This window comes from Aromatoleum sp. (assembly GCF_035254505.1).
Taxonomy (GTDB): Bacteria; Pseudomonadota; Gammaproteobacteria; order Burkholderiales; family Rhodocyclaceae; genus Aromatoleum.
The window spans coordinates 20162-44139 of the sequence record NZ_DATFAO010000109.1 but is presented as its reverse complement, the minus strand read 5'-3'; the positions used below and the strand labels follow the sequence as shown (position 1 = coordinate 44139).

Sequence of the window (23978 nt, the reverse complement as noted above, 5' to 3'; positions counted from 1 at the left end):
GCTATCGGACTGAACGGGTCCGGCGACGCATGTCGCGGGGGAGTCCTTGTCTCGGCAATCAAATCCCGTTCGGGCTGAACCTGTCGAAGCCCCGCCACCGCCCTTCGACCTGCCTCCTAAGCGACACCGAAGGACTCAGGGCGAACGGACATACTCCGGAACGATGCGCCCGATATTCGAACCCGCGCCGTCCGATCTCGCGACTCGCCCGCCGTCCGAGCCGATCGCCCGCAATTGGCGCAATTTTCTCAACACCTTGAAAAGGCGGGAAAATTCTCAACCCCTTCCCATTGGCATCGTCCTTGCTGAATGGCGGTCTGACTCAGCCACCGACCAACGAGGAGGATTTCGCAGTGTCATTCAACAAAATATTCCTGACGCCCGAGGCGGCGCTCGCGGACGTCCTCCGCGACGATCTTGTGATCATGGCGGGCGGATTCGGCGTGTGCGGCATCCCGTCGGTCCTGATCGACGTGATCCTGGATTCGGGCGTCAAGGGCCTGACGATCATTTCGAACAACCCGGGCGCCGACGGCCACGGCCTGGGCAAGCTCTTCAAGAGCCGCCAGGTGCGCAAACTGATCTGCTCCTACGCAGGCGACAACGCGCTCTTCGCGCAGCAATACATGGCGGGCGAAGTCGAGGTCGAGTTCAACCCGCAAGGCACACTCGCCGAACGCATCCGCGCAGGCGGCGCCGGCATCCCGGCCTTCTACACCCGCACCGGCGTCGGCACCGTGATCGGCCAAGGCAAGCCCACCGCCGAATTCGACGGCAAGACCTATCTGATGGAGCGCGGCCTGCGTGCGGACCTGGCACTGATCCATGCGTGGAAGGGCGACACCGAAGGCAATCTGCAGTACCGGATGACCGCGCGCAACTTCAATCCCCCGATGGCGACCGCAGCCGCGATGACGATCGCCGAGGTCGAAAATCTCGTGTCGCCCGGCCTGCTCGACCCTGACCACATCGTCACGCCCGGCATCTTCGTCAACCGGATCGTCGCCGTCGCCGATGCCCCCAAACACATCGAACAACGCACCGTGCGTCCGCGCGCGATGCACATCGAGGAATAAGCCATGGCCTGGACCCGAGAAGAAATGGCCGCACGCGCGGCCGCGGAACTGCGCAACGGTTTCTATGTGAACCTCGGCATCGGCATCCCGACGCTCGTCGCCAACTGCGTCCCGAAAGGCATGTCGGTGCAGTTCCAGAGCGAGAACGGCATGCTCGGCATGGGGCCCTTCCCGTTCGAGGGCGAAGAGGACGCCGATCTCATCAACGCCGGCAAGCAGACCATCACGACGCTTCCGACGACCAGCTTCTTCGACAGCGCCGCCTCCTTCGGCATGATCCGCGGCGGCCACATCCAGCTCGCGATCCTCGGCGCGCTTCAGGTGTCGGCGAAAGGCGACCTCGCCAACTGGACCGTCCCCGGCAAGATGGTGAAGGGCATCGGCGGCGCGATGGATCTCGTCGCCGGCGTCGAGCGCGTCATCGTGCTGATGGAACACACCGCGAAGGGCGAACCGAAGATCCTCGAGGAATGCACCCTACCGCTCACCGGCGCGCGCGTCGTCAACAAGATCGTCACCGACCTGTGCGTGTTCGAAGTCGGCCCGCAGGGGCTGACGCTCGTCGAAGTCGCGCCCGACACGACGATCGACGAGATCCACGATCGCACCGCAGCCCCCTTCCGGGTCGCGCTGCAATAAGTCCCCTTTTTCCCGCGGAAACGCGCGGTATCCGGTGCAGGATCATTTTCATCTCCTCCATCCTCTCCTCTCCACCGGAAGCGTTTCCGCGCTTTTTACACCCCCACGGAGACATTTCATGAGTGTCTGCATCGTCGGCTGGTCCCACACTCCGTTCGGCCGCCTCGATCTCGATTTCGAACAGCTCGTCACGACGGCCACGTCCGATGCGATTTCCCATGCCGGTATCGACGCCGCGGCGATAGACGGCGTCTGGCTCGGCCATCTCAACGGCGGCCTGATCCCTGAGATCTTCTGTTCATCGCTACCCTCGCAGGGCAACCCCGGACTACGCTGGAAGCCCGCCACCCGCGTCGAGAACGCCTGCGCTTCCGGCGCGGCCGCCATCGCCTCGGCCTGCGACGCGATCGAAGCCGGACGCGCCCGCATCGCCCTCGTCGTGGGCGCCGAGAAGATGACGGCCGTCTCCGGACAGATGGTCACGGACATCCTCGCCCGCGCTTCCTACTATCGCGACGAAGGCGCCCACGGCCTCACCTTCCCCGGCATCTTCGCCAAGCTCGTCGACGCCTACGGCCGGCAGTACGGCGACCCGTCCGACGCGATGGCGCGCATCGCCGCCAAGAACCACGCCAACGGCACGCGCAATCCCTACGCTCACATGCGCAAGGACGTCGGCTTCGACTTCTGCAACACGGTCTCCGCCGCCAACCCGCTGATCCATCCCGGACTGCGCAAGACCGATTGCTCGCTGGTGTCGGACGGTGCCGCCGCGCTGATCCTCGTCGACGCCGCACTCGCGAAGGACTTCGACCGCGCCATCGCCTTCCGCGCCCGTGCCCACGTGAACGACCTGCTGCCGATCGCCAAGCGAAACATCCTCGGCTTCGAAGGCCCGCGCCGCGCCTGGACGCAGGCACTCTCGGCCGCGCGCTGCAGCGTCCGCGACCTCTCCTTCGCCGAGATCCACGACTGCTTCACGATTGCCGAGCTGCTGACCTACGAGGCGATGGGACTTACCGAACCCGGTCGTGGATCACGGGCGTTGCTCGACGGTACGGTCTATCCTGATGGCGCACTCCCGATCAACGCCTCCGGCGGTCTCAAGGCGAAGGGCCACCCCATCGGCGCGACCGGCGTGTCGATGCACGTCCTGGCGGCCATGCAACTGACCGGTTCAGCGGGCGAGATGCAGATCACGGGCGCGAATCTCGGTGCGGTCTTCAACATGGGCGGTATGGCAGTGGCCAACTACGTCAACATCCTGGAGCACGTCCAATGAACATCGCCGAACTTCTCGTCCGCACCGCCCGCAGCTTTCCGGGGCGGCCCGCGATCCTGCAGGGCGCGGCTGCGCTGCACGATTACGCCGAGTTCGCCGCGCGCTGCGCCCGACTCGCCCATCACCTGCGCAACGACCACCACCTCGAAGCCGGCGACCGCGTCACGCTCTACATGAGCAACCGTCCCGAGTATCTCGAAGCGCTGTACGCGACGCTGTGGGCGGGACTTGTGGCGGTGCCCGTCAACGCCAAGCTGCATCCGCGCGAAGTGCTCCACATCCTGTCGGACGCCGAGTCGCGCGTCGCCTTTGCTTCCCCGGAACTCGCCGACGAATTGCTGCCCGTGCTGCACGAGGCCGGCAACCGCACGCACGTCATCGTCACCGGCGGCGGCCAGTACGCAAAAGCGATCACCGGCCGGCCGCTCGCCCCCGTCCCGCGCGCCCCCACCGACCTCGCCTGGCTCTTCTACACTTCGGGCACGACGGGCCGCCCGAAAGGCGTGATGCTCACGCATCGTAACCTCCTGACGATGACCCACGGCTACTTCGCCAACGTCGAGGCCCTTGCTGGCAGCGAAGCCGCCGTCTACGCCGCACCGATGTCGCACGGCGCCGGCCTCTACAGCTTCGCCTTCACGCTGCGCGGCTGCCGCCACGTCATACCCGCGTCGGGCGGCTTCGACCCGCAGGAACTCGTCGAACTGTCCCGCTCCCTCGGCAATCTTTCGATGTTCGCCGCACCGACGATGGTCAAACGGCTCGTCGCGCAGATCCGCGCCAGCGAGACCTCGGCGGACGGCTTCAAGACCATCGTCTACGGCGGCGGCCCGATGTACCTCGAGGACATCCGCGACGCGCTCGACGTGATGGGCCCGCGCTTTGTGCAGATCTACGGCCAGGGCGAATCCCCGATGAGCATCAGCGTGCTGCCCCGCGAACTGCTCGCCGACCGGTCGAACCCGGCGTGGGAGGCGTACGCTGCCTCCGTCGGCATCTGCCAATCGACGGTCGAAGTCATCGTCGCCGATGCCAACGGCCACCCCGTTCGGCCAGGCGAAACCGGCGAAGTGCTGGTGCGCGGCGACACTGTCATGGCGGGCTACTGGCACAACCCCGGGGCGACGGACAAGACGCTGCGTGACGACTGGCTGTGGACCGGCGACCTCGGCTCAATGGACACCCGCGGCCTGCTCACGCTGAAGGATCGCTCCAAGGACGTGATCATCTCCGGCGGCTCCAACATCTATCCCCGTGAAGTCGAGGAAGTGCTGCTCCGGCACCGTGGCGTGATCGAAGTGTCCGTCGTCGGCAAACCCGACCCCGAATGGGGCGAGATCCCGGTCGCCTTCGTCGTCGGTCACAACGTCACCGCCAGCGACCTCGACGCGTTGTGCCTGCACGAGATTGCGCGCTTCAAACGTCCGCGCCTGTATCACTTCCTTACCGAATTGCCGAAGAACAACTACGGCAAGATCCTCAAGACCGCGCTGCGTGAAATGCTCGACAAGCTTCCCGCTTCAAGCTGGTCGGCCCGCGAATGAGCAACTATATTTCCCGGTAAAAACGCTCCAGTTCGGGTCTCCGGACTCGCTCCACGCATCGTATCTGTAGCCGTAACTCCCACCCCCGACAGGAGTTATCCATGAAGATGCCCGTGCGCGCGATTGCGCTGTCGCTGTTGCTGGCCGCCTGCGCCAGCAACCTTCCCTCCTTCACCTACACCCCGCTTCCGCAACAACCGGAAGTCGCCTCCGGCTACCAGGAAAAGCCGGGCTGGGCGACGCGGCAATATGCCGTCGCCGCGGCCAATCCGCTCGCGACCGATGCCGGGCGCCAAGTACTCGCTGCCGGCGGCACAGCGCTCGATGCCGCGATCGCCGTGCAGATGGTGCTGGGCCTCGTCGAGCCGCAAAGCAGCGGCATCGGCGGCGGCGCCTTCCTCCTCTACTACGACGGCAAACGGGTCAGCGCCTACGACGGCCGCGAGACGGCACCCGCAACGGCCGACGAAGGCCTCTTCCTCGGCGCCGACGGCAAACCCATGAAGTTCGAGGACGCCGTGGTCGGCGGCCGCTCGGTCGGCGTACCCGGCGCACTGGCGATGCTCGAACTCGCGCACCGCGAGCAAGGCAAGCTGCCCTGGGCCGATCTCTTCCAGCCCGCGATCCAGCTCGCCGAACAAGGTTTCGCGATCAGCCCCCGGCTCTACACGCTGCTCAAGGCCGACGCCTTCCTCAAGAAGGACCCGGTCGCCGCCGCCTATTTCTACCAGGCCGACGGCGAGCCCTATCCCGTCGGCCACATCCTCCGGAACCAGCCCTACGCAGACGTCCTCAAGCAGATCGCCGCCAAGGGCAGCAAGGCGCTGCTAACCGGCGAAGTCGCGCAAGCCATCGTCGCCAAGGTCCAAGGCCATCCGACGAACCCCGGCAAGCTGAGTCTCACGGACCTGGCCAACTACCAACCGAAGAAACGCGACGCGCTCTGCACCGACTACCGGGCGCAGGAGCGCGAGTACCGCCTGTGTGGGTTTCCGCCTCCCAGCAGCGGCATGATCGCCATCGGCCAGATCCTCGGCATCCTCAACAACACCGACGCCGCCCGGATGCCGCTGCAAGCCGGGCCGGACGGCAAGCCGCAGCCCTCTCCGCAATGGCTGCATCTCTACACCGAAGCCTCACGCCTCGCCTTCGCCGACCGCGCAAAGTACCTCGGTGACCCGGATTTCGTCACCCCGCCCGGTGGCAACTGGCTCGCGATGCTGGCACCCGGCTACCTCGCCGCGCGCGCCAAACTGATCGGCGAAAACTCCATGAAGACCGCCGAGCCCGGCCAGCCCGGCGCATTGCAAGCCCTGCTCGGGATGGCCGCAGAGCAACCCGAATACGGCACCAGCCACATCAGCATCATCGACCGCGACGGCCACGCGCTGAGCATGACGACCACCATCGAGGCCCAGTTCGGCGCACGCCAGATGGTCAATCCCTCCGGCAAGGAAACGGGCGGCTTCCTGCTCAACAACGAGCTCACCGACTTCAACTTCGCGCCCAACGACGCCGCCGGCCAACCCACCGCCAATCGCGTCCAGGCGGGCAAACGTCCGCGCAGCTCGATGAGCCCAACCCTCGTCTTCGACAAACCCACGGGCGAGGTCCTGATCAGCGGCGGCAGCCCCGGCGGCGCACTGATCATTCACTTCACCGCCAAGACCCTGTACGCCATGCTCAACTGGAACATGAACGCGCAGACGGCGATCAACCTGCCGAACTTCGGCGCCATCGGCGCACCGACCCTGCTCGAGGAAAAGCGCTTCCCGCGGGCGACCGTCGACTGGCTCACGGCCCACAACCATGAGGTGCGCGAGACGGAGATGACCAGCGGCCTGCAGGCGATCGGCCGGACACCCAGCGGCTTCTTCGGCGGCGCAGACCCGCGGCGCGAGGGGGTCGTGATGGGCGAGTGAGGAAATGCAGCCGTCGGCGGGCGCGGACTATGCAAAATGCGCGATGGCCGGCAGCGCCGACATCACGAGATAAGCCCCGGTGATCATCAGGACGATGAACACCAGCCGCCGCATCGTTCGCGTCGCGAGTGGCGGCGGGTAACGGCGACCTAGCACCGTGACCAGTCCGACCACCGGCAGCGCCAATGCCGTCAAAGTCCAGATCTCGGCATCGAGACGCCCCTGCAGTCCCAGGTAAGCCGCCCGCAAGCCCGAGGTGAGCGCAAACAGCAACAACAACATGTTGCGCACCACCGCCGCGTCCATCGGCTGGCGGTAAAACTGAAAGATCAGCGGCGGCCCGGCGACCCCGAACAATCCCCCGCTCAGACCGGAAAAGAAGCCACTGGCGGCGAAGCTCAGGTCCGACGAACGCTCCTCGCGCTGCGCCGGCCGCAATGCAAATCCGACGCTTCCCTGCACGATCACGACACCGAGCAGCAGTTGCAACACCCCCGCCGCAGACGCATTCAGATAATCGAGCAACACGACGCCGCATACGATCGCGGGCACGATGCCGACCGACGCGGCCATCGCCGCCCGCCAGTCGATCTGCTGCAGGCGTCCGGGAAGTGCCACAACGCTGTTCGCGAGCGAGACGATGCTCACGACGGCGGCGACGGTCGCGACCGAAGCGATGTGCATGCCGCTCGTCGCCCCCATCACGATCATCCCGAGGCCGAAACCGGTCACCGTCTGGAAATAGGTCGCCACCGCGATCACGACAAGCAGCGACAACACAACTTGCGACGTCATGTCGCGACGGCCTCGCACGGTCGGCCGGCCTCGGCCTGCGCAGCTTGCGCCTGCACCACCGTCACCGCGATCACATAAAACACATCGTCGGCGCTGCAGCCCCGCGACAGATCGTTCGCCGGCTTCGCCAGCCCCTGCAGCAAGGGGCCGATCGCCACCGCGCCACCGACCCGCTCGGCAAGCTTGTAGCCGATGTTCCCCGCCTCCAGGTTCGGGAAGACCAGCACGTTCGCCCGCCCCTTCACCTGCGAATCCGGCAGCTTGCGGTTCGCGATCTCCGCGACGATCGCCGCATCGAGCTGCACATCGCCGTCGATCGCCAGATCCGGCCGCCGCGCCCGTACCCGCCCTGCAGCCTCGACGACCCTGTCGACCGCCGCATGCTTCGCGCTGCCGCTCGTCGAAAACGACAGCATCGCCACGCGCGGCTCCTCCATCAGCAAGCTGCGCGCACTGTCCGCTGCCGCCATCGCGATCTCGGACAACTCCTCCGCGTCCGGATCGACCACCAACCCGCAGTCCGAAAAGATCAGCCCACCCTTCAGGCTGTGAAAGGGCTCGCACAACATCATCAGGAAGAAGCTCGAAACCAGCTTGAAGGACTTGTTCACGCCGATGATCTGGATCGCGTTACGCACCACGTCCGCGGTCGTGCGCACCGCTCCCGACACCGAGCCGTCGGCATGCCCCAGCCGCACCATCAGGTTCGCGAAACACAGCGGATCGAGCACCTCGCGCTGGGCCTGCTCGCGCGTCATGCCCTTGTGCGCGCGCAGCCTCAGCAGCTCCGCCACGAAGAGCGGCGTCAGGTGCGAGCGGGCCGGATCGACGACCTCCATCCCCGCCAGCGAAATCCCTTCCCGATAGGCACAGCTCTCGATCGCCGCACGATCCCCTGCGAGGAGGATCTTCGCCGTCCCCTCGCGTGCGGCCCGCTCGGCTGCCCGCAGTACACGCACGTCGTCTCCCTCGCTGAGCACGATGCGCTTGGGCAGGGTCCGGGCAGAGTCGATGATCCGGTTGATCGCTTTCATTTCTGTTCACCCAAAAAAATGCCGGAACCGAAGGGGTTGGGGAGAGCTCGGTTCCGGCGCAATCACAACACCCGTGACAGCGGGAGTTGAGGAGGGAGGCTTGAGGGGTCGGTCGCGTAACACCGATCGCAATCGCTTATCGCCGACGAAGGGGCGAGAACGCGCGGCAGCTGCGCATGTCCAGCATTCGAATAGCTCCTGGTGATTTAATATTTTCGGTATTTATGGTTCCGATTTTTGAAATTTGTCTAGACTCTAAGCAGAGTCAGCCGAAAGGTCAACACACAAAACTCAGAAAACGGTACGATTTGTACCTAAAATGCAAAATCCATGAGGAGATCGTAATGAACGAGTCCAACGCCCTCCGGTCCGAAACCGCGAAAATCGACGGGGACACGCCGACGCTGCGCTTGTTCGCCCTGCTCGAAGTCATCGCCGAAAAGGACCAGTTCTTCTCACTGCAAAGCCTGGTCGAAGAGATCGGCCTGCCCAAGCCGACGCTGCACCGCATGCTGCAGCAGCTCGAAAGCGCCGGCATGCTCCAGCGCGACGGCGACGGCCGCCAATACAGCACCGGCGTGCGCCTGCGCCGGCTCGCCGAGAACCTGCTGCTCAACAATACGATGCACGGCGCCCGCCGCATCGTCCTGCGCCAGCTCGTCGAGGAAGTCGGCGAAAGCGGCAACCTCACCGCCTTCAACGGCAGCGAAGTCGTCTATCTCGATCGCGTCGAAACCGCGGCACCCCTGCGCTTCTACCTGCATCCCGGCTCGCGCGTGCCCGCCCACTGCTCCGCCACCGGCAAGCTCTTCCTCGCACAGATGAGCCCTGCACAACGCCGCCGCCTCCTCGCCCACGTCCCGCTCGAACGCTTCACCGCCAATACGATCACCGACTACGACACCCTCGAACGCGAGATCGAAGTCATCAAGCGCAACGGCTATGCCCTCGATAACGAGGAATTCCTGCCCGGCCTGCTGTGCGTCGCGGTCCTCGTGCCCGGCAAGCCCGGGCACTCGAACATCGGCGTCGCGATCCAGGCCCCGATCATGCGGCTCACCGTCGACAAGGCCCTGCACTTCCTGCCCGCCCTGCAACGCGCCGCGCAAGCGCTCTCCAACATCGAACGCGAAGCCGAACAGTCCACGCCCGCCCAGATCGCCCACCTCACGCGACAGGCCTGACCTCGAATGCCCAAGCAGCTTGCGACCGCCGTCGCACTCCTCGTTCTCCTGATCCCGGCGGCCCAGGGCGCCGACGAGACCTTCGACCACTGCGTCGAGGAGTTGCGCGCGGCCGCCCCGGCCAAGGGCGTCAGCGCAGAAGTCTTCGACCGCAACATCCGCGGCCTCCAGGCCGACATGAGCGTCGTCGCCTCGCTCGACTACCAGCCCGAATTCAAGACGCCGATCTGGGACTACCTCTCCGGCCTCGTCGACGACGAACGCATCGCCGACGGCCAGGCGATGCTCGACCAGTGGGCAGGGGTGCTCACGGCCGTCCAGGCGCGCTACGGCGTCGATCCGGCCACGGTCGTCGCGGTCTGGGGCGTCGAAAGCAACTTCGGCCGCAACGTCGGCAAGCGCCCGATCCTGACGTCTCTTACCACGCTCTCGTGTTTCGGTCGTCGGCAGGACTACTTCCGCAGCGAACTCTTCACGGCCCTGCAGATCGTCGAACACGGCGACGTCGAGCCGGCCCGCCTCACCGGCTCCTGGGCCGGCGCCTTCGGCCAGACGCAGTTCATGCCCTCGACCTTCGCCCGCGTCGCAGTCGACTTCGACGGCGACGGCCGGCGCGACCTCGTGAGCAGCGCTCCCGACGCACTCGCCTCCACGGCCAACTTCCTCGCCGACGCAGGCTGGTCGCCCGATCTCCCCTGGGGCTTCGAAGTCGCCCTGCCCACCGGAATCGACGACTCCCTGATCGGACGACGAAAGAAACGCCCCCTCGCGGAATGGGCCGCGCACGGGGTCAAGCGCATCGACGGCCAGCCGCTCGAGCCCGCAACGACACGGGCAGGTCTGATCCTGCCGGCCGGCGAAGGCGGCCCCGCCTTCCTCGTGACGCCGAATTTCGACGCGATATACGCCTACAACGCGGCCGAGAGCTATGCGCTCGCGATCGCGCACCTCTCCGATCGCCTGCGCGGCGGCAAACCCTTCGTAACGCGGTGGCCGACCGACGACCCTGGCCTGTCGCGTGCCGAGCGTCGCGAAGTCCAATCCCTGCTGCTCCAGCGCGGCTACGCGATCGGCGAAATCGATGGCGTCATCGGCAGCGCGACGCGCCAGGCAATCGAAGATGTCCAGCGCCAAGCCGGCCTCGAAGTCGACGGCCGCGCCGGACGCCGGATGCTGGAACTCCTGCGCGCACCCGCGACAAAGGCAGCACCGCAGCCAGCAGACTGACGAGAGGCGCCAGCGACGCCTACTCCGGCTCGACCTCGCTCAAGGAATAATTGTTCCGGCCGGCGCTTTTGGCTCGGTACATCGCCCGGTCGGCGCGCACCAGCAGATCGTTCGCACTCTGTCCGTGCGTCGGAAACACGCTGATGCCGATGCTCGCCTCGATCGTCAGCCGGTGGCCCTCGAACTCGATCGGCTCGACCACCGTCGTCAGCAGCTTCTCCGCGATCTGCGGCACATGGTCCAGCTCCATCACGCTGTCGATCAGGATCACGAACTCGTCGCCCCCCAGTCGCGCAACCGTGTCGATCTCGCGGACATTCCGCAGCAGGCGCAGGCTCGTCGCCTTCAGCACCGCGTCGCCCGCCGAATGGCCGCAGGTATCGTTCACTTCCTTGAAACGGTCCAGATCGACGTACAGCAAGGCCAAGGGCAAGCCCGAGCGCCGGCTGCGCGCGAGCGACTGCTCCAGCCGCTCGAAGAACATCATCCGGTTCGGCAGCCCGGTCAGCGGGTCATGCCGCGCGAGATGCTCCAGCTCCTCGTGCCGCGCATGCAGCTCCTTCATCTGGCTCTGGATCTGCAACTGCATGTCGTGGAAATTGCGCGCGAGCACCCCGATCTCGTCGTAGCGTCCCGTCGGCAGCTGCGTGATTTCCCGGCGACGCGAGAACCGGCGCACGGCACGCGCCATTTGCCGCAAGGGATGCGTCACCGTGGACGCCACGCCGATCGCCGTCACCAGCGCCAGCACGCTCGCCCCGATCACGATGTACAGCGTCGTCCACGCCAGCGTATCGGCCTCCGCGGTCACCACCGCCGTCGGCTTGCTCAGGCCGAGCAGCAGGAAAGACTCCCCGTCGCTCCGATCAAGCGGAACCCGCTGGAAAGAGCCCACCACGCGGCCCGCGCCATGGCCGCGTCCGCGGTCACTCCCCCGGACGATCACCTTCTCGCCATCGCCATTCACGAGCGTCGCCGTCGCGGGAAACTCATCCTGCACCAGTTCCCGCCCGCCCACATCGAAAACGAAGGCTCGGCCCGGATCCGGGTGCAGCAGGAAATCGCCCCACCGATTCGCCAGATACAGGGAGGTCTGCGCCGGCAAGTCCGTCTTCAACAGATTGAACAGGCTGTTCAGGTCCACGTTGATGACCACGACCCCCACCGCATTCTCCCCGCCGTCGATCACAGGGGTCGCCACCTGTATGGTCGGCTGTCCCAATGCCGCATGCGCACCGCGTTCGTGGTTGATCAGGATGCGAGAAAGATAGACCTCGTCACGCCCCAGCTTCAGCGTGCGAAAGACATAAGGGAAATGCCCCTTCTCCTGCAGATCCGCCTCCTGGACCCGCTGCAGCGCGTTCTTCTCCGACTCGATACGGTCGATACGCACCCGCTCCAGCCCATGGCGGTCGGCCTCGATGACGCGGATCTGGAAGTACTCCGGGTGCACCGACAGCGTCGCCGTCACGATGTCCGCCATCGCGCCTTCCGCCGCTGCAACGGGCCGCGTGCTCGAACAGATCGTCGCCGCCAGCGGATGACGCGCAATCATCCGCGCATCCCGCGCGATTTCTCCCAGCGCCACCGACAGCTTCCGCCCCAGCGCCTGGTTGGCCCCCGTGAGCTCGTTCTCGGCCGCCCGCACCAGCAGTTCGCGGCTCTTCAGATACGACGCATACCCCGCCAGGGTCGACGACAGCACGCCGAACACCGCCAGCAGCAACATCAGGTAGAAGGTGATGCCGCGCCTCATCGCCCCCTCATTTCAGGCCGACAGCCCGCTCGCCGGAGATGATCCGGTGCCACAGATCAGCCCGCCGGGACGAATCCTCAACCGGTTCGAGCCACACCAGCTTACCGCTCGCAGCCCCCTCGTCCGCCGGCGCCTGCAGCGTGTTGTTCAGACCGTGGCGCGTCGTCAGCGCATGGCTCACCTCCGGCTCCAGCATGAAGCTGATCCACTTCATCGCCAGCACCGGGCTCTTCGCCGCCGTCGTCACCGCCCAGCAATCGAGCCACGCGAGCGCCCCTTCACGCGGGATCACATAACCCACGTCCGCACCCGCGGCCCGCAACAACTGCAACTGCTGCGTCCCATAGTTCGCAAAGAGAATGCTCACGCCATTGTCCCGGAAGAGTTCGACCGATTCCTCTGGCAAACTATAGAACGTCAACACATTACGGCGCAGCGCGATCAGCTGCTCGGCCGCCTCCGCCCAGTCGCCCGCACGGTAGCGAAAGGGCGAAGGCTTGCCAAGACGCATCGCCGCGAGTGAGAAATTGTGCGTCCCGCCGTCATAGGCCAGCACCCGGCCCCGATAGCGAGGATCCCACAGCGCCGAAATCGAATCGGGCGGCGACGTGACGGTACGCCGATCGTAGATCAGACCCATTTCGGCATAGGCATACGGAATCGCGAACAGGCGCCCTTCCCGCAGGAGGCCCGGAATACGATCCCTCGCCTGGAACTGCGGCAATTGCCGCTTCACATTCGGAATCCCCGCCGGGTCGATTGCCTGCACCAACCCGGCATCGATATAGCGCTGCAACTCCGCGGTGTTGACGGCGAACACGTCAAAGGGACGCTCCCCGGGCGCCGAAATCTTGTCCCACAGCGCGTCGTCCATGCCGACAAAAGTCACCTCGACGCGCGCACCGGTCCGCTCCTCGAACCGTCTCACGAAGTCTTCGTCGGCATAACCCGGCCACGCCAATACGCGCAGCGTCTCCGCAGCGATGGAGTGCCCGGGCACGAAACCCACCAGCGAGGCTACCGTCAGGACCAGAATTCGCAGCAGTCGGCGCAACACCGGCACGCACTCCCCTCTGAAAAGCCCGCCCGGCGAATCGCTCTTCGCCGATGAATGGATTAGCTGATCCAGATCAAAATCACCCCATAGCTGTCCATGCTATAGGGAAAAATTGAGCGACGCCATGCATCGAAGTTCGTGGGCGTGGCCAGGAGGTAGAAGCCTCGGCCGGCAGACGCGTCACCGCATGCGCTCTGACCGGAGAGTGGAATCGCCGCAACACGAAGGGCGACATCGGCACGGCGAAGGCCTGTGCGAACAAGGCGCCTTCTTTTGCGGCGCGCAAAGTAAAAAGGGCATCTCGATCGAGATGCCCTTTTTACTGAAAAACTTTGGCGCGCCCGGAGAGATTCGAACTCCCTACCCCTTGGTTCGTAGCCAAGTACTCTATCCAGATGAGCTACGGGCGCGCTACGAAGAAGCAGAATTATAGACGAAAATTCTGCTTCGTCAACCGCTACTTTCCAAGATTCACGCCGTGATGCAAAGCGTATATCCGGAAGCAAAAAGGCCAGTCACTGACTGGCCTTTCCACATAAACTGGCGCGCCCGGAGAGATTCGAACTCCCTACCCCTTGGTTCGTAGCCAAGTACTCTATCCAGATGAGCTACGGGCGCGTATGGCGGAGAGGGTGGGATTCGAACCCACGGTAGGCTTGCACCTACGCCTGATTTCGAGTCAGGTACATTCGACCACTCTGCCACCTCTCCATTCCCGCTTGGCCTAGCCTTGCGGGAGGCCGAATTATACGCACAAGATTTTTTTGAAACAACAGCCGACCTAAAAAAAATTTATCGACCTCGCCTCGGCCATCCTGGGCGTGCATCTCTCCCGCCGGGCCGCTGTGACCCAAATCATTGCCGCTTCGTCCGAACTCAAGCAGAATCATGCGCTTATGAAAATACGGACACCTGCTTGCGCACGCTTCTTCTGATCCTCGGGCTGTTGATCCTCAGCGGCTGCACGCCGCCCGACGCCGGACGGATCGTGGACTATCGCACGCTCGGCGAGCTGCGGGTCGCCACGCGCCAGGATCCAGTGTCGTACCGGATCGACGAAACCGGGGCCGCTTCGGGCTTCGAACACGATCTCCTGGTCCGGCTCGGCGAACGCCTCGGCGTGCCGGTGCGCTTCGACGTCTATCCCGATTCCGCCGCCGCATTGGACGCCGTCGTGTCGGGTCAGGCTCACCTCGCCGCCGCCGGCCTTGGCCGCAACGACAGGCTCCCCCTACTCTGGTCGGCGCCCCTGCGAGAAGTCGAATACGTGCTCGTCGGCCGCTCGGATCGTCCCGAAATCAACGACGAATCCGATCTCGCCGGACGGACGATCACTGCCCGTCGCGGCTCGCCGATCACAGAGGCCTTGCAACGGCTGCGCAAGCGCATTCCCGAACTGAAGCTGCACTTCACGACCGGCCGCTCCGGCGACCAATTGCTCGCCGGGCTCGCGCGAGGCGACCTCGATATTGTCGCCACGGACAGCGTTCAATACGCGATTGCCGCCCAGACCGCGCCGGAACTCGTCGTCGTAGACGATCTGCCGGTCCGTTCGACCATCTCGTGGGCACTCAGCCACGAGGCGCACGACGACCTTGCACGCGAGGTCGCCGCCTTTGTCGCGGAAGCGACGGTGACGGAACTGCTCGCTCGCATCGCCGACCGCTACTTCGGCCATGTCCGCCGCCTGAACGATACCGACGTCACGACCTTCCTTGCGCGAACCCGCGCCCGCCTGCCGCGATTCCGCGACTTCTTCCAGGAAGCGCAGGCCCGCACCGGCATCGACTGGCGCTTTCTCGCGGCCCTCGCCTATCAGGAATCGCAATGGGACCCGCTCGCGACCTCATGGTCCGGCGTGCGCGGCATCATGATGCTGACTTCGGATACGGCCGACCGCCTCGGCGTGAACGATCGCCTCGACCCACGCGCGAGCATCCTCGGCGGCGCGCGGTACTTCCTGATGCTTCGCGATCAGCTCGCGGACAGCATCCCCGAGCCCGATCGCTCCTGGATGGCCGCTGCCGCCTACAACCTGGGAATGGGGCACCTCAACGGCGCCCGTCAGATCGCCTCGCGCATCGGCAAGGACAACACGAGCTGGCTCGACATGAAGGCGGTGCTGCCGCTGATGTCGAAGCCCGAATACGCGAGCCGCCTCAAGGCGGGAGCGGCGCGCGGCGGCGAGGCGGTGATCATGGCGGAGAACATCCGCAACTACCACGACATCCTGATGCGCCTCGAGCCGGCATTCGCGCCGCCGCTGCAGCCGCTCGGACTGAAACTGGGCACCGTAGCGAAACCCTTGGGCGCAGGCTCCTGAGCCCGCCCCCCCGGGAAGACGCCCCGATCCGCTCAGCGGCCCGGCGTAAGGACTTCCAGACCGCCCATGTAAGGCACCAACGCCTTCGGCACGATCACCGAGCCGTCGGCCTGCTGGTAGTTCTCCAGCACCGCGACGAGCGTACGGCCGACCGCGAGCCCCGAACCGTTCAGGGTATGCACGAGTTCGTTCTTGCCCTGCGCATTCTTGAAGCGCGCCTGCATGCGGCGCGCCTGGAAGGCGTCGAAGCAGGAGCACGAGGAGATTTCGCGGTAGGTCTTCTGCGCCGGCAGCCAGACTTCGAGGTCGTAGGTCTTGGCCGACGAGAAGCCCATGTCCCCGGTACACAACACGATCTTGCGATACGGCAGCTCCAGCTTCTGCAGGATCGCCTCGGCGTGCGAGGTCAGCTCCTCGAGTGCCGCCCAGGAGTTGTCCGGATGCTCGATGCGCACGAGCTCGACCTTGTCGAACTGGTGCTGGCGAATCATCCCGCGCGTATCGCGACCATAGCTGCCCGCCTCGGACCGGAAACAGGGCGTGTGGCTGACGAACTTGAGCGGCAGCGCATCTCCTGCCAACAGCTCGCCGCGGACCATATTGGTCACCGGCACCTCAGCGGTCGGGATCAGGAAGAACCGGCCGTCGTCCTTCGGCACGGCAAAGAGATCCGCCTCGAACTTCGGCAGTTGGCCCGTGCCGAACATGCTGTCCGCGTTGACCAGGTAAGGCACATACACCTCGGTGTAGCCATGCTCGCGCGTATGCACGTCGAGCATGAACTGCGCGAGCGCCCGATGCAGCCGCGCGATTTCGCCGCGCATCACGGCAAAGCGCGAACCCGAAATCTTCACCGCCGTCTCGAAATCCAGCCCACCGAGCCGCGCGCCGATGTCCACGTGATCGGAGACCTCGAAATCAAACGTCCGCGGCTGGCCCCAGCGCGACACCTCGACGTTGGCCGTTTCGTCGCGACCCACCGGCACGCTCTCGTGCGGCGGGTTGGGCAGACCGGCGACGAGTGCGTCGATGCGCTGCAGCAGGTCCGCGAGCGCTTGCTCATTCGCCTTCAATTCGTCACCGATGCCCGCCACCTCGGCCATCACCGCGGAAGCATCCTCGCCTTTGCCCTTGAGCATGCCGATCTGCTTCGACAGCGCGTTGCGCCGCGCCTGCAGCTCCTGGGTGCGCGTCTGCAAGCCCTTGCGCTCATTCTCGAGCCCCTGAAAGGAGGCCGGGTCAAAACTCATCCCACGCGCCGCAAGTGCGGCGCTAACGACGTCGATCTGATTGCGAAGCAGTTGGATATCAAGCATGGGCTTTCCGAAAGTCTTTCAATTCAATGAGTAGGCGTTTATTGTTCGCACGGCGTCGAAGTACGGATGCCAAGTATTTCAGATTGCAGTGATTCTACCGCGAGCCGGCCAGATTGCCGCATCGCACAATTAGATTAATAAAATCAAGTGCTTATAAATAAAATGAAAGCAAACTCGGCTTGAAATCGGCTCCGCTTGCAGTAGACTTCACAGTCTACAAAACGCCGCGGAAGACGGCGATAACCTAAGCAACGGAGGAGACTTGCATGTTGTCAATTAGAGACTGCCTTGATTATTGCGATCTGACCGACGACGAAGTGGCACTGATTGCCGAGCACGAGGGCATCCCTGAAGCGGCTGCCGCACAAATCGCTTGCGGCATGGTTCAGACTCCAGAGGGCGTGCTCGTGTTGACTGGCTACATGCAGGACTTGATCGAAGAGGCCTCTCGCCGCGGAGACGTCGATTGGGCTGAGCGGGCAAAGTCCATCTGCGAACGCTTCATGGCGGACCACCCCGCAGCCCACTGAATCCCGGCCTCGCCTGCCCCTACCCGGGAGGGTCCTCCCGGTCTTGCTTCGCCGCCGCATCGAGTTCGCGCAAATGCGCGAGCTTGGCGGCGATGCGAGCTTCGAGTCCATACGGGGTCGGACGGTACCATTCTGGCGCAGACATCCCGTCCGGAAGATAGCTTTCGCCTGCCGCATACGCTTCCGGTTCGTCGTGCGCGTAGCGGTAGGTCTTGCCGTACCCCAGCTGTTTCATCAGCTTCGTCGGTGCATTCCGCAAGTGAAGCGGGACCGGTCGCGATACGTCGCTCGACACGAACTTGCGGGCGGCGTTGTACGCGTTGTAGACGGCGTTCGATTTGGCAGCACACGCGAGGAACACCGTGGCCTGCGCGAGTGCCAGTTCGCCCTCCGGCGAACCGAGCCGTTCATAGGTCGTGCACGCATTGAGCGCGAGCTCCAGCGCTCGCGGGTCGGCGAGCCCGATATCCTCGACGGCCATGCGCACGAGGCGCCGGCCGAGGTACAGGGCATCCGCGCCGCCATCGAGCATCCGGCACAACCAGTAAAGTGCCGCGTCGGGGTTAGATCCCCGCACCGATTTATGCAGCGCCGAGATCTGGTCGTAAAAGGCCTCGCCGCCCTTGTCGAAGCGTCGCAGTTTCGTCGACAGCGCTTCGTCAACAAACTCGGGCGTCACCGGATTGACGCCGGCGGTTTCCGCGGCGATCTGCACCTGCTCCACGAGATTCATCAGCCGCCGGGCATCGCCGTCCGCAAAGCCCACCATGCGCTCGCGCGCCTGCTCGTCGAACACTAGCGTCGGGCACGCAAGCGCCCTGGCGCGTTCGAACAGGCCGATCATGTCGTCCTGTCCAAGCGGCTCCAGGACATAGACAGCCGCGCGCGACAGCAAGGCCGAATTGACCTCGAAGGACGGATTCTCGGTGGTCGCTCCGATGAAGGTCAGCAAACCCTGTTCGACGTAGGGTAGGAAAGCGTCCTGCTGCGCCTTATTGAAGCGATGAACTTCGTCGACGAAGAGGATCGTCTGCCGGCCGCGTGCCTTCGCCGCCTGGGCCTGACTCACGGCTTCGCGGATCTCCTTGACCCCCGACAGCACCGCCGACACCGCGGTGAAGTCCGCATCGAAAGCCTGCGCCATCAGCCGCGCCAACGTCGTCTTGCCGACGCCGGGCGGGCCCCAGAGGATCATCGAGTGGAGCTTGCCCGATTCGAACGCGAGGCGAAGCGGCTTGCCCGGCCCCAGCAGGTGACGCTGGCCCGCCACGTCCTCGAGACGTGCCGGACGCATCAGCTCGGCGAGCGGCACGCGAGGCGGCGGGAGCGAGTCGAACAGATCCGCCATCGAACGAAACCGCTTACTCGCCGATCACGTCAGCGCCCGCGGGGGGCGTGAAGCGGAAGATGCCCGTGTCGGGATGCACGTTGGTCGACATCGCGCGGAACTCGATGAGCGTTGTCTGTCCGAAGTTGTCCTTGAGCTCCATGCGTTTCAGCATGCCGCCCGAAAGGCCCAGCCGCACGGACTCGAAGCTGCTTTCCGCGTGCTTCGGCTTCGCATTGACCCACTCGAGGCCGTCCGCCACGCCCCCTTCGGCCAATTCAAAATTCTTCTCCAGCGCATCGTCCCCGGCCAAAATCGCCGCCGGCGTACTCCCCAAGGCGTCGCCGATGCGCTTGACCGTCACCTGGTTCAGATCCCGATCCCAAGACCACAGTTTCTGGCCGTCGCTGACCAAAACCTGCTGGTAGGGCTTTTCGTAGCTCCAGCGGAACTTGCCGGGGCGCGAAAACACGAGCGTGCCGTTGGCGCGCTGAGGCTTGCGTCCGGAAGCGGACGTCACCACTTGGTCGAACTCGCCCTGCACGGTGCGTGCGGATTCGACGAACTGCTTCAGTTGCGCAATACCCGCTGCTGCGGCGTCCGTCGCCATCAGGCAGCCGAACGTGGCAACGAGGCACGCCCGCGAGACGGCCGCGCGCACATCGAGCGAAATCATTCCCCCTCCTTCGCCGGGACGATGACTTCCCGGTTGCCATTGGTGCCCATCGCCGACACGAGGCCGGCACGCTCCATCTGTTCGATCAGGCGCGCAGCACGGTTGTAGCCGATGCGCAGATGACGCTGCACGAGCGAGATCGACGGACGGCGCGTCTTGACCACGACTTCGACGGCCTGGTCGTAGAGCGGGTCGGCTTCGCCATCACCGCCCTCCCCGCCGCCGCCCCCGCCAAGCGCGGCATCGAGCGCATCTTCCGGCGCATCGAGGATGCCCTCGACGTAGTCCGGCGGACCGCTGCGCTTGAGGCATTCAACGACCTTATGCACTTCCTCGTCGGCCACGAAAGCGCCGTGAACACGGATCGGCAGCCCCGTACCCGGCGCGAGATACAGCATGTCGCCCATCCCCAGCAGCGCCTCGGCGCCCATCTGGTCGAGAATCGTGCGCGAGTCGATCTTGCTCGAAACCTGGAACGCGATCCGCGTCGGCACGTTGGCCTTGATCAGACCCGTGATGACGTCAACCGACGGCCGCTGCGTCGCAAGGATCAGGTGGATGCCGGCCGCCCGCGCCTTCTGCGCAAGACGGGCGATCAGCTCTTCGACCTTCTTGCCGACCACCATCATCATATCGGCGAGTTCATCGACGATCACGACGATGTGCGGAAGTTGCTCCAGCGGTTCCGGATTGTCGGGATTGATCGCGAACGGGTTGGTCAGCGGCTTCTCGGCCTTCTGCGCCTCCTGCACGGCCTTGTTGAAGCCAGCGAGGTTACGCACCCCGACCGCGGCCATCAGCTTGTAGCGCTTGTCCATCTCGACCACGCACCAGTTGAGCGCATTGGCCGCATTCTTCATGTCGGTGACGACCGGCGCGAGCAGATGCGGGATACCCTCGTAGATCGAGAGTTCCAGCATCTTCGGGTCGACCATGATCAGGCGCACCTTTTCCGGCCCCGACTTGTACAGCAGGGACAGGATCATTGCATTAACGCCGACCGACTTGCCCGAGCCCGTCGTACCGGCGACGAGCAGGTGTGGCATCTTGCCGAGGTCCGCCACCACCGGCAGGCCGCCGATATCCTTGCCGAGCGCGACGGTCAGGGGCGACTGCATATCGTGGTAGGCCTTCGAGCCAAGAATCTCGGACAGGCGGACCGTCTGACGCCGCACGTTCGGCAGTTCCAGCGCCATGCACGACTTGCCCGGGACCGTCTCGACGACCCGGATCGACACCAGCGACAAGGCGCGGGCCAGATCCTTCGCGAGATTGACGACCTGACTGCCCTTCACCCCGGTCGCCGGTTCGATTTCGTAACGCGTGACGACCGGGCCCGGATAAGCGGCAAGGACCTTCACCTCGACGCCGAAATCGGCGAGCTTGGTTTCGATGACGCGTGACGTGAATTCAAGCGACTCGGCCGACGGCGGCTCGACGTCGCCCGAGGGCTCATCGAGCAGGCTCAAGGGTGGCAGCGAACCCGAGGGCAGGTCCGCGAACGAGAACAGCGGCTTCTGGCGCGCCTGATTGCGCTCCTTCTCGACGCGCTCCGAGCGCGGCACCTCGACGACCGCCGGTTCGATGCGCAGCTGTGGCGCCACCGGCGCGGCTTCGGCTGCACGTTTGCGCTTGGTCTGGACCACCTCTTCGCGCTTCTGCGCCACATGCTGGCCGGCCTTGCGATCCTGCCAATGACCCCAGGCGCCGATGGTCCCGAACCACAGCTGTTCGAGCCCCAGGCCGACACGCTCGATCAGCGACAACCAGGAAATACCTGTGAAGAGGCTGAGGCCCGATGCCAGCAAGGCCAGCAGCAGCAGCGTGCCGCCCGTGAAGCCGAGATAGCGCTGCACCGTCTGGCCAAGTTCCATTCCGACCAGTCCGCCGGGCGCCAGCGGAACGCTCGCGCCGTGCGAATAGAAACGCAGCGACTCCAGTGCGCTGCTCGCGAGCAGCAACACGATGAAGCCGCATAGCACGATGAAGAAGGAGCGCCGGTCGAGGTGCAGGTTATGCCGTAGGCGACGAAAACCGAGGATCAGCCCGTAGCCGAGGAACACCACCCACCACCACGCCGACACGCCGAAGAGATAGAACAGCAGGTCGGCAAGCCAGGCACCGAAGCGGCCGCCGGGGTTGCTGACGCGCGCGACTTGCGCGGCGTGGGACCAGCCGGGATCGGCCTTGCTGTAACCGAGGAGGACGAGGCCGACATACAGCGACATCACGCCGAGGATCAGCCAGCGGGCCTCCTGGAGAAGCAGGGAGATCTTTTCCGGCAGGGGCTGGGAACGGGAAGACTGGCGGGATGACATCGGCTCAGGAACCAGAGTCCTGGTGGAACGAACGACCTGTGATTATATGCGAACCGGAGCCCCGCCCGCGCCCGGTTGCGAAACGAAACAGGCAGACTGCAAATCCGTCGCCAGCCGGCGTCAAAGGTCGTTCAAGCGATCACGCAGGACGATGCCGTGATCGGTTTCCTCGATCAACCCCTGATTGCTGAGATCCTTCATCACGCGGCTGACCATTTCGCGCGACGCGCCGATCATCTTCGCGATGTCCTGCTTCGTGACCTTGCGTACGACCACGGTCTCGCCGTTGAAGTCCTCGGACATCTCGAGCAGCAGCCGCGCGACACGCCCATACACGTCCATCAGCGCCAGGCTTTCGATCTTGCGGTCGGCGTTGCGCAGACGATCAGCGAGGTTGCACATGATGCGCCAGGCCACTTCGAAGTTGCCCTGCATGATCGACCGGAAGTCGTTCTTCGCGATCAACACCAGGTCGGCCGGCGTGACGGCGACCACCGATGCCGAGCGCGGCTGCTCGCCGAACATTCCCATCTCGCCGAACAGTTCGCCCTGTCCCAGGATGCTCAGGATCACCTCCCGGCCATCCTCGTCGCTGACGACGACCTTCAACGTCCCGGTCAGGACGAAATAGACGAAATCAGTGCGGTCCCCCGCGTGCACCACGCTCTGCCCGCGTGGAATGCGTCGCATCACGGCGGAATGCGCAACCGCAACGAGCGTTTCATCCGACAAGCCATGAAACAGCGGAAAAGTCCGCAGTGCAACGGTCGAAACGGCGGTGGCCTGGGTCATGAGAACTCCGGAATGTCGAAACATCGGGCGCAAATGATGAAACTGCGCACTTGGCGAAAAAATGACGAACAGAGTATAGACGATTCGGCGATCATGGTGCGCTGCGGCGACGACGCCCTATCGCGCGCTCTGCGTTCATTGGATGACGCTATCGCGCTCATTGGATCGGCACGCCATAGGGCTCGGCTATAATCCGCGCATTGCCAACCAGACAGTAGAAACCGCCATGACGACGAAGCATGCCCGCCTGCTCATTCTCGGTTCCGGTCCCGCCGGATACACCGCCGCGGTCTACGCGGCCCGTGCGAACCTGAATCCCGTCCTCATCACCGGCCTCGCCCAGGGCGGCCAGCTGATGACGACGACCGACGTGGACAACTGGCCGGCCGACGCCGAGGGCGTGATGGGCCCCGATCTCATGGCGCGCTTCCAGAAGCATGCGGAACGCTTCAACACGGAGATGATCTTCGACCACATCCACACGGCGAAGCTCGACGAACGCCCCTTCCGCCTGATCGGCGACTCGGGCGAGTACACCTGCGACGCGCTGATCATCTCGACCGGCGCCACCGCCAAGTATCTGGGCATCCCTTCGGAAGAGAAGTTCTCCGGCCGCGGCGTGTCGGCCTGCGCGACCTGCGACGGTTTCTTCTACAAGAACCAGGACGTCGCGGTCATCGGCGGCGGCAACACCGCGGTCGAGGAAGCGCTGTACCTCGCCAACATCGCGAAGAAGGTCACGGTGGTCCATCGCCGCGAGAAATTCCGCGCCGAAAAGATCCTGATCGACAAGCTGATGGAGCGCGTTGCGGCGGGCAAGGTCGAACTGGTGCTCAACTCGACGCTCGACGAAGTGCTCGGCGACAACACCGGCGTCACCGGGATGCGCGTCCGCAACATCAATAACGACGAGACCCGCGACGTGGCGCTGCAGGGCGTGTTCATCGCGATCGGCCACAAGCCGAACACCGACATCTTCGAAGGTCAGCTTACGATGGAAGGCGGCTACATCGTCACCAAGGGCGGTCGCGAAGGCGATGCGACGGCGACGAGCATTCCCGGCATATTCGCCGCGGGCGATGTGCAGGACCATATCTACCGCCAGGCAGTGACCTCGGCCGGCACGGGCTGCATGGCCGCCCTCGACGCAGAACGCTACCTCGACAGCCTGGGCAAGTGA

General features: G+C 64.8%; 19 protein-coding genes and 3 tRNA genes. 10 read left to right on the top strand and 12 right to left on the bottom strand.

Annotated elements, in window-relative coordinates:
- Positions 1-353 precede the first annotated feature (353 nt).
- The 5 genes from VJ673_RS23900 (at position 354) to VJ673_RS23880 (ending at position 6463) form a co-directional block, all read left to right on the top strand.
- A complete protein-coding gene (locus VJ673_RS23900; protein ID WP_324128685.1) occupies positions 354-1076 on the top strand; it encodes a CoA transferase subunit A in 723 nt (240 codons plus the stop codon).
- Positions 1077-1079: 3 nt separating this feature from the next.
- Positions 1080-1715, top strand: coding sequence for a 3-oxoacid CoA-transferase subunit B (locus VJ673_RS23895; RefSeq protein WP_324128684.1), 636 nt, complete (start codon positions 1080-1082; stop codon positions 1713-1715).
- A 118-nt stretch (positions 1716-1833) separates the two neighbouring features.
- Positions 1834-2997, top strand: coding sequence for an acetyl-CoA acetyltransferase (locus VJ673_RS23890; protein WP_324128683.1), 1164 nt, complete (start codon positions 1834-1836; stop codon positions 2995-2997).
- A complete protein-coding gene (locus tag VJ673_RS23885) occupies positions 2994-4541 on the top strand; it encodes a class I adenylate-forming enzyme family protein (protein WP_324128682.1) in 1548 nt (515 codons plus the stop codon). Before VJ673_RS23890 ends, VJ673_RS23885 begins: the two co-directional genes overlap by 4 nt.
- Before the next feature lie 101 nt (positions 4542-4642).
- Positions 4643-6463 (top strand): gamma-glutamyltransferase family protein, encoded by a 1821-nt coding sequence (locus VJ673_RS23880; protein WP_324128681.1) that lies wholly within the window; start codon positions 4643-4645, stop codon positions 6461-6463.
- 27 nt (positions 6464-6490) lie between these two features.
- On the opposite strand, the gene VJ673_RS23875 is transcribed toward VJ673_RS23880, so the two are convergent.
- Positions 6491-7258: a sulfite exporter TauE/SafE family protein gene (locus tag VJ673_RS23875; RefSeq protein ID WP_324128680.1), complete on the bottom strand. Its 768-nt coding sequence runs from the start codon at positions 7256-7258 to the stop codon at positions 6491-6493.
- Positions 7255-8292 carry a phosphate acetyltransferase gene (gene pta / locus VJ673_RS23870; protein WP_324128679.1) on the bottom strand — a complete coding sequence of 346 codons (1038 nt, stop codon included), beginning with the start codon at positions 8290-8292 and terminating at the stop codon, positions 7255-7257. Before pta ends, VJ673_RS23875 begins: the two co-directional genes overlap by 4 nt.
- Positions 8293-8636: 344 nt before the next feature.
- Between pta and VJ673_RS23865 the strand changes: the two genes are divergently transcribed.
- Together VJ673_RS23865 and VJ673_RS23860 are read left to right on the top strand one after the other, a co-directional pair.
- Positions 8637-9476 (top strand): IclR family transcriptional regulator, encoded by an 840-nt coding sequence (locus tag VJ673_RS23865; protein ID WP_324128678.1) that lies wholly within the window; start codon positions 8637-8639, stop codon positions 9474-9476.
- Positions 9477-9482: 6 nt separating this feature from the next.
- Entirely contained in the window at positions 9483-10703 is a 1221-nt protein-coding gene (locus tag VJ673_RS23860; protein ID WP_324128677.1) for a lytic murein transglycosylase, read from the top strand.
- Positions 10704-10722: 19 nt separating this feature from the next.
- Here the strand turns inward: VJ673_RS23860 and VJ673_RS23855 are convergent, their stop codons facing one another.
- From VJ673_RS23855 to VJ673_RS23835, 5 genes are all read right to left on the bottom strand, one after another.
- Complete coding sequence (locus tag VJ673_RS23855; protein ID WP_324128676.1) at positions 10723-12459, bottom strand: sensor domain-containing diguanylate cyclase; 1737 nt, start codon at positions 12457-12459, stop codon at positions 10723-10725.
- Between the two features lie 7 nt (positions 12460-12466).
- Positions 12467-13516: an extracellular solute-binding protein gene (locus tag VJ673_RS23850; protein ID WP_324128675.1), complete on the bottom strand. Its 1050-nt coding sequence runs from the start codon at positions 13514-13516 to the stop codon at positions 12467-12469.
- 333 nt (positions 13517-13849) lie between these two features.
- A tRNA-Arg gene (locus VJ673_RS23845) sits at positions 13850-13926 on the bottom strand.
- A gap of 131 nt (positions 13927-14057) precedes the next feature.
- Positions 14058-14134 (bottom strand) — tRNA-Arg (locus tag VJ673_RS23840).
- 3 nt (positions 14135-14137) lie between these two features.
- Positions 14138-14227, bottom strand: a tRNA-Ser gene (locus VJ673_RS23835).
- Between the two features lie 205 nt (positions 14228-14432).
- Between VJ673_RS23835 and mltF the strand changes: the two genes are divergently transcribed.
- The gene (gene mltF, locus VJ673_RS23830) at positions 14433-15839 is read left to right on the top strand and encodes a membrane-bound lytic murein transglycosylase MltF (protein ID WP_324128674.1); all 1407 of its coding nucleotides are present in this window, start codon (positions 14433-14435) and stop codon (positions 15837-15839) included.
- A gap of 32 nt (positions 15840-15871) precedes the next feature.
- Here the strand turns inward: mltF and serS are convergent, their stop codons facing one another.
- Positions 15872-17155 carry a serine--tRNA ligase gene (gene serS / locus VJ673_RS23825; RefSeq protein ID WP_324128673.1) on the bottom strand — a complete coding sequence of 428 codons (1284 nt, stop codon included), beginning with the start codon at positions 17153-17155 and terminating at the stop codon, positions 15872-15874.
- Positions 17156-17421: 266 nt separating this feature from the next.
- On the opposite strand from serS, the gene VJ673_RS23820 reads away from it, so the two are divergent.
- Positions 17422-17685: a hypothetical protein gene (locus VJ673_RS23820; RefSeq protein ID WP_324128672.1), complete on the top strand. Its 264-nt coding sequence runs from the start codon at positions 17422-17424 to the stop codon at positions 17683-17685.
- 19 nt (positions 17686-17704) lie between these two features.
- Here the strand turns inward: VJ673_RS23820 and VJ673_RS23815 are convergent, their stop codons facing one another.
- From VJ673_RS23815 to VJ673_RS23800, 4 genes are all read right to left on the bottom strand, one after another.
- The gene (locus VJ673_RS23815) at positions 17705-19033 is read right to left on the bottom strand and encodes a replication-associated recombination protein A (protein WP_324128671.1); all 1329 of its coding nucleotides are present in this window, start codon (positions 19031-19033) and stop codon (positions 17705-17707) included.
- A 13-nt stretch (positions 19034-19046) separates the two neighbouring features.
- Positions 19047-19688 (bottom strand): outer membrane lipoprotein periplasmic chaperone LolA, encoded by a 642-nt coding sequence (gene lolA / locus VJ673_RS23810; protein WP_324128670.1) that lies wholly within the window; start codon positions 19686-19688, stop codon positions 19047-19049.
- Positions 19685-22006, bottom strand: coding sequence for a DNA translocase FtsK (locus VJ673_RS23805; protein ID WP_324128669.1), 2322 nt, complete (start codon positions 22004-22006; stop codon positions 19685-19687). Before VJ673_RS23805 ends, lolA begins: the two co-directional genes overlap by 4 nt.
- 120 nt (positions 22007-22126) lie before the next feature.
- Positions 22127-22798: a Crp/Fnr family transcriptional regulator gene (locus VJ673_RS23800; RefSeq protein ID WP_324128668.1), complete on the bottom strand. Its 672-nt coding sequence runs from the start codon at positions 22796-22798 to the stop codon at positions 22127-22129.
- 226 nt (positions 22799-23024) lie between these two features.
- Between VJ673_RS23800 and trxB the strand changes: the two genes are divergently transcribed.
- Complete coding sequence (gene trxB / locus VJ673_RS23795; protein WP_324128667.1) at positions 23025-23978, top strand: thioredoxin-disulfide reductase; 954 nt, start codon at positions 23025-23027, stop codon at positions 23976-23978.